The organism is Amycolatopsis vastitatis (genome assembly GCF_002234595.1).
GTDB classification, from domain to species: domain Bacteria; phylum Actinomycetota; class Actinomycetes; order Mycobacteriales; family Pseudonocardiaceae; genus Amycolatopsis; species Amycolatopsis vastitatis.
Window position 1 is genome coordinate 77,140 of the sequence record NZ_NMUL01000041.1, and the last position, 12,893, is coordinate 90,032.

9 protein-coding genes are annotated in these 12,893 nt (G+C 70.1%); 3 read left to right on the forward strand and 6 right to left on the reverse strand.

Annotated features, from left to right (window positions below; translation table 11 throughout):
* The first annotated feature begins 5 nt into the window (after positions 1 to 5).
* Entirely contained in the window at positions 6 to 185 is a 180-nt protein-coding gene (locus CF165_RS35205; RefSeq protein WP_004561029.1) for a DUF7455 domain-containing protein, read from the forward strand.
* A gap of 129 nt (positions 186 to 314) precedes the next feature.
* Here the strand turns inward: CF165_RS35205 and CF165_RS35210 are convergent, their stop codons facing one another.
* The 5 genes from CF165_RS35210 to CF165_RS35230 all read right to left on the reverse strand — a co-directional run bounded on the left by CF165_RS35210 (position 315) and on the right by CF165_RS35230 (position 7,284).
* Positions 315 to 1,496, reverse strand: a complete 1,182-nt coding sequence (locus CF165_RS35210) for an ROK family transcriptional regulator (protein ID WP_093951907.1) — start codon at positions 1,494 to 1,496, stop codon at positions 315 to 317.
* A gap of 11 nt (positions 1,497 to 1,507) precedes the next feature.
* Complete coding sequence (locus CF165_RS35215; protein ID WP_093951930.1) at positions 1,508 to 2,971, reverse strand: sugar ABC transporter permease; 1,464 nt, start codon at positions 2,969 to 2,971, stop codon at positions 1,508 to 1,510.
* A gap of 20 nt (positions 2,972 to 2,991) precedes the next feature.
* Positions 2,992 to 3,765: an ATP-binding cassette domain-containing protein gene (locus CF165_RS35220; protein WP_093951908.1), complete on the reverse strand. Its 774-nt coding sequence runs from the start codon at positions 3,763 to 3,765 to the stop codon at positions 2,992 to 2,994.
* A gap of 90 nt (positions 3,766 to 3,855) precedes the next feature.
* Positions 3,856 to 4,998 (reverse strand): sugar ABC transporter substrate-binding protein, encoded by a 1,143-nt coding sequence (locus tag CF165_RS35225; RefSeq protein ID WP_093951909.1) that lies wholly within the window; start codon positions 4,996 to 4,998, stop codon positions 3,856 to 3,858.
* Between the two features lie 549 nt (positions 4,999 to 5,547).
* On the reverse strand, positions 5,548 to 7,284 hold the full coding sequence (locus CF165_RS35230; protein WP_093951910.1) for a DEAD/DEAH box helicase: 1,737 nt from the start codon (positions 7,282 to 7,284) through the stop codon (positions 5,548 to 5,550).
* Positions 7,285 to 7,510: 226 nt separating this feature from the next.
* Between CF165_RS35230 and CF165_RS35235 the strand changes: the two genes are divergently transcribed.
* Complete coding sequence (locus CF165_RS35235) at positions 7,511 to 8,656, forward strand: YihY/virulence factor BrkB family protein (RefSeq protein ID WP_093951911.1); 1,146 nt, start codon at positions 7,511 to 7,513, stop codon at positions 8,654 to 8,656.
* Positions 8,657 to 8,745: 89 nt separating this feature from the next.
* Positions 8,746 to 11,883, forward strand: coding sequence for an efflux RND transporter permease subunit (locus tag CF165_RS35240; protein WP_093951912.1), 3,138 nt, complete (start codon positions 8,746 to 8,748; stop codon positions 11,881 to 11,883).
* Positions 11,884 to 12,028: 145 nt separating this feature from the next.
* Here the strand turns inward: CF165_RS35240 and CF165_RS35245 are convergent, their stop codons facing one another.
* A complete protein-coding gene (locus CF165_RS35245; RefSeq protein ID WP_167441653.1) occupies positions 12,029 to 12,868 on the reverse strand; it encodes a hypothetical protein in 840 nt (279 codons plus the stop codon).
* Positions 12,869 to 12,893 lie beyond the last annotated feature (25 nt).

Here is a 12,893-nt window from a genome sequence, read left to right on the forward strand (position 1 = left end):
CCCCCATGACATCGCCGACGCTCACCCGCCCCGAACTGACCGCCGCCGACCGCTGTGACCGGTGCGGAGCAGCAGCTCAGGTACGAGCCATCCTCAGCACGGGTGGCGAACTGCTCTTCTGCGGGCACCACGCCCGCGAGCACGAGGCCAAGCTCAAGGAACTGTCCGCCGACATCCAGCGGTAACACAGACGAGCGAAAGGCGGCCGGTGCGCACAGGCGCCGGCCGCCTTTCTGCATCTTGCAGAATGCGTGCCTTTTATCACGGCACGGCCGCGAACCGCAGTGATTACGGACACAAAAGCGGACAGGAAATCAGACAGAATCCAGCACGACCTCGAACGCCACTTCCGCGGCGCCGAGCAGCTTCCCGTCGGCCCCCAGCGCCGAGCTGACGATCCGCGTGCCCCCGACCGCCCGGCTCACCAGGCTGCGCCGGCGCACCTCGGCGCCCACATGCCGCAGCACCGCCTCCGGCAGCACCGTCAGCAGGTCGCCGAGGATCACCAGCTGCGCCCCGAGCAGGTTGACGATGTTGATCAGCCCCAGCGTCAGCCACTCGGCGAACTCCGCGAGCTGCGACAGCGCCGCCTCCGGGTCCCGGCCCAGCTCGCGCAGCTCGAACAGGATCGCGCCGCGCGGGGTGTCCTCGGCCAGCCCGAGCGCCCGGCAGAGCGCCGCTTCGCCGACCTCGGTCTCCCAGCAGCCGCTGCTGCCGCAGTAGCAGGGCCGCCCGTCCGGGCGGATCACCATGTGCCCGATCTCGCCGACGTAGCCGGCGCCGCCGCGCAGCGCCGACCCTTCGGCGATGACGCCGCCGCCGACCCCGACGTCCGCCGAGATGTACACCACGTCGGACGCCCCTCGGGCCGCCCCGCGCAGGTGCTCGGCGACCGCGCCGAACTCGGCGTCGTTGCCGACCAGGATCGGGATCTGCAGCACCGCGCCGAGCCGCTCGCCGAGCGCGACGTCGGTCCAGCGCAGGTTCGGGGCCTCGTGCACGTGCCCGTCCGCGCGCCGGACGACACCGGGCACCGACACCCCGGCCGCCACCGGCGTCACGCCGAGGTCGCTCGCCAGGATGTTCGTCGACTCGATGACGTGGGTGATGACCTCTTCGGGCTGCCCCATCCGGCCGCGCAGGTTCCAGCTGTTGCGGCCCAGGATCTGCCCGCCCAGCCCGACCAGGGCGATCGCGACGTGCTCGACCTGCAGGTCGACCGCGAGCACGACCGCCGCGTGCGGCTGGGGCAGGACCAGGAGCGAGGGGCGGCCCGCCCCTCGTCCCGGCCTCGGCACCTTCTCCTCGACGACGCCGGCTTCGGCGAGCCCGTCGACGAGGGTCTTGATCGTGCTCCGGTTGAGCCCCAGCTGCGTGGCCAGGGTCGCCCGGGTGCTCGGCCCGCCGACGTGCAGCAGGCGGAGCAGGGTCGTGCGGTTGTGCCGGCGCACCTCGTCCGGTCGAGCAACGGGCGAGCTGGTCACGGGTTTTATCATCCCATGCTGGTTCAGCGCGTCGACGCAGCCGCGCGGCGCCGGGACAGCGCGTCGACCGTGGCGGCGAGCAGGAGGACCAGACCGGTGACGATGTTCACCACGGCGGCAGTCTGGTGGAGCAGGCCCAGGCCGTTGATGACGACGGCGATGACCAGACCACCGACGACGGCGTCGGCGACCCGGCCCTTGCCGCCGAACAGCGACGTGCCGCCGATGACCGCCGAACCGACCGCGAACAGCAGCGTGTTGAGGCCACCGGACTGCGGGCTGACCGAACCGACCTTCGACGCGGTGACGATGCCGCCGATTGCCGCGACCGCGGAGCCGATGATGAACACGCTCGCCCGGATCTTGGGCACGTCGATACCGGCGCGGCGGGCGGCTTCCTTGTTGCCGCCGACCGCGTAGACGTACCGGCCGTACCTGGTCCGGTTGAGCACGTAGGTCCCGGCCACCAGCAGCACCAGCATGATCGGGATGACGTACGGGACGCCCTCGATCGTGACGACCGCCTTGTTCACCGAGCGGTTGATGGTCAGCAGCCACGTTCCCACCGCCGACAGCACGACGAGCGTGCCCACCTTGATCATCACCAGTGCCGTCGGCTGGACGACCAGGCCGCGCTGGAGCCGTTTGAAGTGGCTGATCAGCGTGATCACCGCGAAGCCGCCGGCGGCGACGAGGAAGAAGATCCAGCTGCCCAGGATGTCCAGGTTGCCGTTGGCGATCTTGTTCAGGATGTCCGAGTTGCTGATGCCGATCGTGCCGCCCTCACCGATGAACTGCAGCAGGACGCCCTGCCACACGATGAACAGCGCCAGTGTCACGACGAAGGACGGCATGCCGATCTTCGACACGAGAAAGCCGGTGATGCAGCCGATCGCGGTGCCGACGCAGATGGCCAGCACGATCTCGAGCCAGGCGTTCGCAGGGACGCCGATCGCGACGATCAGCAGGCCGAGCAGCGAAAGCCCGGCCCCCGCCCAGATCCGCTGATAGGCCGACAGCAGCATGGCCACGGCGAGGACCCCGATGAACGTGACGAACACGCCGGTTCCCAAGGTGCCCAGCAGGTTCCCGGCGTGCACGTAGTGCAGGGCCATCACGGACGCGGCCACACCGGAGGCCACACCGGCGGCGAGGTCGATCTCCCCGAGCAGCAGCACGAAGACGATGCCCATCGCGATGATGATGACGCCCGCGCCCTGCGGGAAGACGTTCGCGATGTTGGCCAGGGTGAAGAAGTTGTCCGACAGCGCGCTGAACAGGATGACGAGCACGAGCAGGCCGAACAGCGACGGCAGCGCGCCGAGCTCGCCGGCCCGCAGGCGGGCGAAGTAGTCGCGGACCGCCTCGCCGGTTGACATCGATGTCGTGTCGATCCCGAAGTCGGTGATCGCCGCCGAGGGGTTCTGGGTCTGCGCGAGCGCGTCGGCGGGGGTGCCGGCCTCGTGCTTGGCAGGGGTTTCAGTCATTTCCGGTTCTTTCTTCCCGCTCACAGGACCACGGATTCGGGCCGGGCCAGGCCGAGGTCACCGGAGCGACCCGCGGTGATCAGCTCCACGACCTGGCCGTGGGAGACGTCCTTCGTGTGCACCTCGGCGACGAGCCTGCCGAGGTAGAGCACGGCGATGCGGTCGGCGACCTCGAACACGTCGGCCATGTTGTGGCTGATCAGCACGACCCCCAGGCCCTGCTCGGCCAGCCGGCGGACCAGGTCGAGCACCTGCCGGGTCTGCGCGACACCGAGCGCGGCGGTCGGCTCGTCGAGCACGACGACCTTGCTGTTCCACAGCACCGACTTCGCGATGGCGACGGTCTGCCGCTGACCACCGGACAGCGAGGAGACCGGCGTGCGGACCGACTTCACGGTCCGGACCGACAAAGAGGCCAGCGTCTCGCGGGCGGCCTTCTCCATGCTGGCTTCGTCGAGCTTCCACGAGTTGCCGCGCTCGCGGCCGAGGAACATGTTCTGGACGATGTCGAGGTTGTCGGCGAGCGCGAGGTCCTGGTAGACGACCTCGATGCCGAGCTCGGCCGCGTCCTTCGGACCGCGGATGTGGGCGTCCTCGCCGTTGAACCGCACGGCCCCCGAGTCGTACGGGTGGATGCCGGCGATGCACTTGACGAGGGTCGACTTGCCGGCGCCGTTGTCGCCGACCAAGGCGGTGACCTCGCCCGCGCGCACGTCGAAGTCCACGTCGTGGAGGACGTGGACCGGGCCGAAACTCTTGTTCAGGCCCTTGATCTCGAGAATGGGCTCACTCATGGATGGGCTTTCTCCTGGGTGGGGACCGGGCCGGGACGCGCCGTCGGGGTGCGCGTCCCGGCCCGGCTGTTCAAGGGGTGATGCGGGGACTCAGCCGGAGATGCCGAGCGAGCTGCACTTGGCGGCGAGGTCGCCACCGCAGATCTCGCTCGCCTTCACGTAGCCCTGGGTCACGACGGTCTTGACGTCCTTCGCCAGGATCGTCGTCGGCGTCAGCAGCACGGACTTGATGTCGCGGTTGCCCTTCGGGTCGTGCAGCGTGCCCGTGGCGATGGCGTCGGCCGCGGCCTTGTCGCCCTTGGCCAGTGCGGCAGCCAGCTTCGCGGTCGCCTCGGCCTCTTCCTTGATCGGCTTGAAGACGGTCATGTACTGGTCGCCGCGCATGACCGCCATCAGGCCGTCGGCGGTGGCGTCCTGGCCGGTGACCGGGACCTTGCCGTTGAGACCGTTCTTCTTGAGGATCGTGATGACCGCGCCGGCCAGGCCGTCGTTCGCCGCGACGACGCCGTCGACCCTGCCGCCGTTGTTGGTGAAGATCTGCTCGAACGTCGTGCCGCCGAGCTGGTTGTCCCAGTCGTTGATCGGCTGCTTCTGGATCCGCTTCAGCTTGCCGGAGGTGAACAGCGGCTCGAGGACGGACTCCTGGCCCTTGGTGAACAGCGTGGCGTTGTTGTCGGTCGGGGCGCCCTCGATCTGGACGACACCCGCGCCGGCCTTGTCCTTCAGCGCGTCCGCCATGGCCTGGCCCTGGAGCTGGCCGACCTTCTCGTTGTCGAACGAGACGTAGTAGTCGGCGCTGCCACCGAGGCTCGGCCGGTCGTAGTCGATGACCGGGATGCCCGCGGCTTTGGCCTTGGACTCGACCGAGGCACCGACGGCCGGGTCGGACGGGGCGATGATCAGGGCCTTGACACCCGAGCTGATGAAGCCGTCGGCCAGGGTGGTGAACTTCTGGGCGTCGCCCTGGGCGTTCTGGACGTCCGCGTCGAAGCCCTGCGCCGCGAGGGCGGCCTGCAGCATCGGCTTGTCGAAGGCTTCCCAGCGCGCCGAGCTGGCGGTCTCCGGCAGGATGACGCCGACCTTGCCGCTGGCGCCGCCGCCGGCGGCCGGGGCCGAGGAGGAAGCGGAGTTGCTTCCCGTGCCCCCGCTGTTCGAACTGTTGGTACCGCAGGCGGTGAGCACCAGGCCGGCGCTCACCGTGGCGGCGAGGAGGGTAAGGGTTCTGCTGCGCATCCTCGTTCCTTCCGGATCCAAGCATTGGTGACGAGCGGCCGTCGGCGTGTGCTTCGGGCCAGCGAGGCGGCGATCCGGGAGGCCCGGCGCACCGTCGCGCATATGTTGTGGGCGACAACATATGCCGCTGAGCGGCTGCGGGGAAGATAGCTGGATCGATTAAATGACACCAATTGGACACGGTTCGGCAACACGGGCTGAGCCTCGCCCGGAAAGAGTAGATCCGCTGACGATGTGATCGCCAGCACTCACGGTTAGTTACATGTATGTTTCGCGCGGACGCCAGGTTGCTCCGGTCGTGTGCACCGAGCGCAACCTCGTGGCGAATCCACGGCTCCGGGCCGGGATTGGTCGCCGACTTGCGAACTTCGGGCGCTCAGGTGCCTGAAGGGCCGTTCGAGAAGGGACGGACGGGCAGGACGCCGGTGACAGTGCGATACGCAGCGTCACAAGCCCGGCGGTGCGGTGATGCCGCCCTCCCGGGAACGGACGGTGATCACCGGAACTTCAGCCTCCCGGGCGACAAGGCACGGGGACCGGCCGCCCTCCCTACCAGGACCGCAGCGTGACGATCCGCTCTTCGAGCTGCTCCACGGTCGCCATGGCGGTCACCGGCCCACCGCACACGCGCCGCAGCTCGTTGTGGATCGCGCCGTGCGGCTTCTTCGTCCGGTGGTGGTACATGCCGACCAGCGCGTTCAGCTCCTTGCGCAACGCTCCGAGCCGCTCGCTCACCGACTGGGAGCGGACCGGCTGCGACGCCGGCTCCTCCTTCGCCGGCTTGCGGCGCTTCTCGTCCGCGATCTGCTCTTCCTGCCGCTTCCGCAGCAGCGCCCGGACCTGGTCCGGCTCCAGGAGCCCCGGCAGGCCCAGGTACTCCTGCTCCTCGTCGGACCCCGAGAACACCGCCGTGCCGAACGAGTTGCCGTCGTAGATGACCTGGTCGAGCTCGGCCGAGGCGCCCAGTGACGTGAACGCCTTCTCCTCTTCGCCCGGCTCGTCCTCGGTGCGGTTGGCCTGGGCGAGGAGCTCGTCCTCCCAGCCTTCCTTCTCCCGGTGCGGCTTGCCGAGCACGTGGTCGCGCTGCGCCTCGAGCTCGCTGGCCAGCTCCAGCAGCACCGGCACCGACGGCAGGAACACGCTCGCCGTCTCGCCCTTCTTGCGCGCGCGCACGTACCGGCCGATCGCCTGGGCGAAGAACAGCGGGGTCGACGCGCTCGTCGCGTACACACCCACTGCCAGGCGCGGGACGTCGACGCCTTCGGAGACCATCCGGACCGCCACGATCCAGCGCTCGTTCGTCTCGGAGAACTCCTTGATCCGGCCCGAGGCCTTCGGGTCGTCCGAGAGCACCAGCGTCGGCATCTCGCCGGAGATGCGTTCCAGGATCTTCGCGTACGCCCGCGCGGACTCCTGGTCCGTCGCGATCACCAGGCCGCCCGCGTCGGGCACGCTCTGGCGGACCTGCGACAACCGCGTGTCGGCGGCCTGCAGGACGGCCGGGATCCACTCGCCCGCCGGGTCGAGCGCCGTGCGCCACGCGCGGGCGTTCTGCTCCGCCGTCAGCGGCTCGCCGAGCCGCGCGGTGAACTCCTCCCCCGCGCTCGTGCGCCAGGAGGCCTCGCCCGAATACGCCAGGAAGACGACCGGCCGGACCACGCCGTCGGCCAGCGCGTCGGCGTAGCCGTAGGAGTGGTCGGCCTTGCTGCGCTGGAAGCCGCCCGCGTCCGGCTCGTAGGTGACGAACGGGATGGCCGAGTCGTCGGACCGGAACGGCGTCCCGGTCAGCGACAGGCGCCGCACGGCCGGGGCGAAGGCCTCGCGGATCGCGTCGCCCCACGACTTCGCGTCGCCGCCGTGGTGGATCTCGTCGAGGATCACCAGCGTCTTGCGGTTCTCGGTGCGCACCCGGTGCAGCGTCGGGTGCGCCGCGACCTGCGCGTACGTCAGCGCGACACCGTTGTAGTCCGACGAGGTGACGCCGGTGGTGTTGCGGAAGTTCGAGTCGATGGCGATGCCGGCCGCGGCGGCCGCGGCCGCCCACTGGTGCTTGAGGTGCTCGGTCGGGGTCACGATGGTGATCGCCTCGACCGTGCGGTCGCTCAGCAGCTCGGCGGCGATCCGCAGACCGAACACCGTCTTGCCGGCGCCCGGCGTCGCGACCGCGAGGAAGTCCTTCGGCTTCTGCGTCAGGTACTTGGTGAGCGCCCGCCGCTGCCACGCCCGCAGCGGGCGCGCGGTCGAGTCCTTCTCCGCGGGAGGCGCCCCGAGCTGCGTCTCCGTCATCGCCGGTCCTCCCCCTCGCTCAAGTGCTTTGACGTGCGAAAACCCTCACTGTGGTACCGACTGCTGCTGCATTGAGCGGCCGGCGACTGCGGTGAGGGCACTGGAGCGAGTCTACCGGCCGGGTCCGACAGTTCCCGGCACCGGCACGGGTGATGTCCGCCGACACGCCCGGCCGCAGGGGGTGTGACGAGCCAAATCAGCACCGATGGACCATGCTGGACACGTCATGGGTGAGGTGCAGCCGTCCGCAGCGACGAAGGTGGCCCGCAAGGGGCCGTGGCGGCTCGTCACGCGCACGTTCGCCAAGGCCTGGGAGGGCAACATCTTCTCCGAGGCCGCCGAAGCGGCCTTCTGGCAGACGCTGTCGCTGCCGCCGCTGCTGCTGGGACTGCTCGGCGCGCTGGGCTTCGTGGGCGAGTGGTTCGGCCAGGGTGTCGTCGGCGCCGTGCACGACCGCATCATCGGCTTCTGCCGGACGGTGTTCAGCACCAACGCCGTCGCGGACATCATCGAACCGACGGTGAACAGCATCCTCACCGTCGGCAAGGGCGAGATCGTCTCGGTCGGCTTCCTGATCTCGCTGTGGGCCGGTTCGTCGGCGATGTCGTCGTTCGTGGACGCGATCACCGTCGCGCACGACCAGTACGGCGTCCGCAACGACGTCTGGCAGCGGATCTTCGCACTCCTGCTCTACCTGTGCGGCCTGGTGATCCTCGTGGTCGGGCTGCCGCTGCTGGCGATCGGCCCCGACCTGCTGCCGGAGTTCTTCCCGCCCGACTGGCGCCCGACCGTGACGTCGTGGGTGAGCACGCTGTACTTCCCGACGCTCGGCGTGATGATCACCCTCGCGCTGACCACGCTGTACAAGCTCGCGCTGCCGCGGAAGCTGCCGTGGCACCGCGGGCTGCCCGGCGCGGTGCTCGCCATGGTCGTGTTCCTGCTTTCCTCGGTGGGCCTGCGCGTCTACCTGAACTGGATCACCAAGACCGGCTACACCTACGGCGCGCTCGCGGCGCCGATCGCGTTCCTGCTGCTGATGTTCTTCATCGGGCTGGCCGTGGTCGGCGGTGCCTACTTCAACAGCGCGATCCAGGAGCTGTGGCCGGCCAAGGCGACCCGGCGGCAGCGGCGCAAGTGGCGGCGGCTGGAGATGGAACGCGCTTCCGAGCGGCTGCGCTCGGAAGAGGGCCGCAAGCCGCGGGAACGCTCGACCACGCCGCTGCGGCGCCCGCGCGCCGGGGACGTCTCCCCCAACGGCGCCGAGCCGTCCGATGAGGACACTTCGTCACCCAGCGCGCCGGAACCGGCACCGAGCGCCGCCCAGGGGCACGGGTCCTCCGAAGGGACGACCCGGAATCCACCCACAGACTGAGTCGCTCCTCAGTTCGGACATGGGACGCTCTGCCGGTCACTGATGACGGCGCGGATCGCCGCGTCGTTTCCGAGGGGGTTCCGAGAGTCATGTCCGTGCTGGCCAGACTGAGCCTGCGCAACCGAAGCCTGATCGGCCTGCTGGCGCTCGTCGTCATCGGCTTCGGTGCTTTCGCGCTGCCGCAGCTCAAACAGCAGCTGTTCCCGTCCCTGCAGTTCCCGCAGGCGCAGATCGTCACTGCGTACCCCGGCGCGTCGCCGGACGCGGTCGACCGGCAGGTCAGCGAGCCCCTCGAGGGCGGCCTGCAGGGCTTGAAGGGCCTGGAGCAGGTCACGTCGACGTCGTCGGACGGCGTTTCGCGGGTCGTCGCGCAGTTCGAGTTCGGCACGGACATCGACGCCGCCGTCTCGCAGATCCAGCAGGTGGTGAACCAGGTCCGGCCCCGGCTGCCGCAGAACACCGAACCGGCCGTGTCCGCGGGCAGCACCGACGACCTGCCGGTGGCCCTGGTCGCCGCGGGCACCACGGGTGACCCGCAGGCGCTCGCGCCCGCGCTGACCGACCAGGTCGCGCCGGAGCTGCGGAAGATCGAGGGCGTCCGCACCGTGACCGTCACCGGGGTGCAGCAGCCGCGCGTCACGATCACGCTCGACTACGCGAAGCTGGCCGCCGCGGGCGTCGACCCGGCGTCGATCGCCACGACGCTGCAGACCGCCGGCGCCGCCGTGCCGGCCGGCACGCTGACCGAAGGCGGCAAGACGCTGTCCGTCCAGGTCGGTGGCGGGCAGACCACTGTGGACACTCTCCGCAACCTCTACCTGACGCCGGGTGCGGCCGCGCGGACGGGCGGGCCGGCGCGCGGCCCGGTGAAGCTGGGTGACGTCGCCGACGTCCAGACCGGGTTCGCGCCCCCGACGTCGATCACGCGCACCAACGGCAAGCCGAGCCTCGGCCTGTCGATCACCATGGTGGACAACGGGAACGCGGTCGCGATCTCCCAGGCGGTGCGGGACAAGCTGCCGGACCTGGCGAAGAAGACCGGCGCCGAGATGAGCGTCGTGTTCGACCAGGGCACCCCGGTGAAGGACGCGATCAGCGGCCTGACCACCGAAGGCCTGCTCGGGCTGGCGTTCGCGGTCGTCGTCATCCTGCTGTTCCTGCTGTCGGTGCGCTCGACGCTGGTGACCGCGGTGTCGATCCCGCTGTCGGTGGTCGTCGCGCTGCTGGCGCTGTGGACCGGCGACCTGTCGCTCAACCTGCTCACCCTCGGCGCGCTGACCATCGCGATCGGCCGGGTGGTCGACGACTCGATCGTGGTGCTGGAGAACATCAAACGGCATCTGGCCTACGGCGAGGAGAAGCAACGCGCGGTGCTCGACGGCGTCCGGGAGGTGGCCGGCGCGGTCACTTCGTCGACGCTGACGACCGTCGCGGTGTTCCTGCCGATCGCGTTCGTCGGCGGGTTCGTGGGCGAGCTGTTCTCGCCGTTCGCGATCACCGTCACGGTGGCGCTGCTGGCCTCGCTGCTCGTGTCGCTGACCGTGGTTCCCGTGCTGGCGTACTGGTTCCTGAAGCCGCCGGCGGTGCCGTCGGACGCCGTCGAAGCCGAGCGAGCCCGCACGGCTGCCATCGAGAAGGAACGCCGCAGCGTCCTGCAGCGCGCGTACCTGCCGGTGATCCGGTTCGCGACCCGGCGGCGGCTGACCGTCGTCCTGTTGGCGCTGCTGATCTTCGCGGGCACGGTCGGGCTGGCGACGCGGCTCGACACGAACTTCCTCGACCAGTCCGGCGGCACCACGCTGAACATGACGCAGAAGCTGCCCGCGGGCACCAGCGTCGAGGCGAAGGAGCAGGCGGCCACGGCCGTCGAGCAGGCCCTCGCGGCCGAGTCCGCGGTGCGGACCTACCAGGTCAGCATCGGCGGGGGCGGCACGTTCGGCTTCGGCGGCGGCACCAACACGAGCATTTCGGTCACCGTCGCCAAGGGCACCGACCTCGACGCCTTGTCCGACCGCCTGCGCGCGAAGCTGGCCTCGCGGCCCGAGCTGGGGGAGATCAAGATCGGGGCGGACGCGTCCGGGTTCAACTCCGACCAGGTCTCGGTGACGGTGACCGCGCCGTCGGAGGCGGCGCTGAAACCCGCGTCCGACCAGGTGGCGCAGGCGCTGCGCGGGGTGTCCGGGCTGACCGAGGTGAGCAGCGACCTGGCCGTCGGCTCGCCGCGGGTGCAGGTCGAGGTGGACGACGCCGCGGCCGCCGCGCACGGGCTGTCGGCGAGCACCATCGGGCAGGTCGCCAACCAGGCGATCGCCGGCCGCACGGTGACGCAGCTGCCGGTCGGCGGGCAGCGCACGGACATCGTCCTGCGCGCCGGCACCGCCCCGGCGACGGTCGAGCAGGTGAAGGGCCTCCCGATCCCGGGCCCGGGCGGCGTCGTCCGGCTCGACGAGGTGGCCAAGGTGTCCACTGTGGACGGACCGGCTTCGGTGCACCGCACCGGCGGCGACCTGAGCACCACGGTGACCGCCAAGAACACCGGCACCGACCTGAGCAAGACCACCGCCGACATCAAGTCCAAACTGGACGGTCTGACCTTCACCGGTGGCGCGTCGTACTCGCTCGGCGGCGTGAGCCAGGACCAGCAGGAGGCGTTCTCGAACCTGTTCCTGGCACTGCTGGCGGCCATCGCGATCGTGTTCCTGATCATGGTGGCGACGTTCCGGAGCCTGATCCAGCCGCTGATCCTGCTGGTGTCGATCCCGTTCGCGGCGACCGGCGCGATCGGGCTGCTGCTGGCCACCGGCACCGCGCTCGGCCTGCCTGCCCTGATCGGCATGCTGATGCTGGTCGGCATCGTCGTGACCAACGCGATCGTGCTGATCGACCTGATCAACCAGTACCGCGCCGACGGGATGAGCGTCGCCGACGCCGTCACCGAAGGCGGCCGGCGCCGGCTGCGGCCGATCCTCATGACGGCGGCGGCGACGATCTTCGCGCTGGTCCCGATGGCACTCGGCATCACCGGCCAGGGCGGGTTCATCGGCCAGCCCCTGGCGATCGTGGTGATCGGCGGCCTGGTCAGCTCGACGCTGCTGACCCTGGTCCTGGTCCCGACCCTCTACACGATGGTCGAGACCCGCAAGGAACGCCGGAAGGCCCGCCGCGAAGCGCGCCGGACCCCGGCCCAGGCCCCGGATTCGGAGTCCCTGAACCCGGAACTCGCGTGATCCGAACGCCGGCACGCGTGATTTGAGGGTCGACTCGCGTGATCAGGAGGACGACACGCCGGAGCCACGGCAGGCCCGGCGTGTCGTCGCTTCAATCACGCGAGTCGACTCCGCAATCACGCGTGTCGGCCCTTCCGTCACGGAGTCAGCGCTGCTGGAAGCGGTAGGTCTTGCTGTCGAAGAGGATGCAGATGCTCGGGGACATCACGACCACGCGGAGGGTGTTGTCGCGCTCGTCGAAGTCGATGCCCTCGACCTCGAACGAGCCCGAGCAGCCGCTGCGGAGCGGGAGCTGGCCCAGTGAGGTGACGTGGCCGGTGACGTCCGAACCGGACAGCAGGCCGGCCAGGTCGACCTGGAGCAGGGGCTTGGTCGTGCCGAAGAGGCTGCCGTCCGGGTCGTCGGACGCGCAGAGCAGGCGGGTCGCGGTCTGGAAGTCGCAGCCCTGGACGTCGCGGACCGCGTGGTCCAGGCGGATCGCCGACGCGTAGGGCAGGTTCTGGGCCGGGTTCGTGAACACCGTGCCCGGCATCGGGTGCACCAGGAGCCGGTCCATGGTGCCCCACTCCCCCGCCACCAGCCAGCGCGCGTCGGGCGAGACCGCGGCGAAGGAGTTGTTGTTCGCTTCCCACGACTCGAGGTTGTGCTTGTAGTTGGCCCACGAGCCGTCCGGGGCCTGGACGCGGAAGAGCTTCGCGCCGCGGTCGTCACGCTGGTAGGGCTCGACGTACCAGCCCTGCGCGGAGCCCGGGTCGCCGACGTGGTTCCAGCCTTGGGAGTTCAGGTCGGCCGGGATCGTGCCGATCCCGGTGTAGCGGATCGTGGTGCCCGACGGGCGCACGATCGTCGCGAGCCCCTGGCTCTCGTCGAGGGCCCTCGCGTTGTCGGACCCGATCTCCGTCCAGCCGGTGACGGCCTGGGCCAGCGCGGGCGAGACCACGGCCAGCAGGGCGACGAGGGTGAGCACGATCCCGGTTCTGCGCATGTGCCACTCCGGTGGGTGAGGGAAC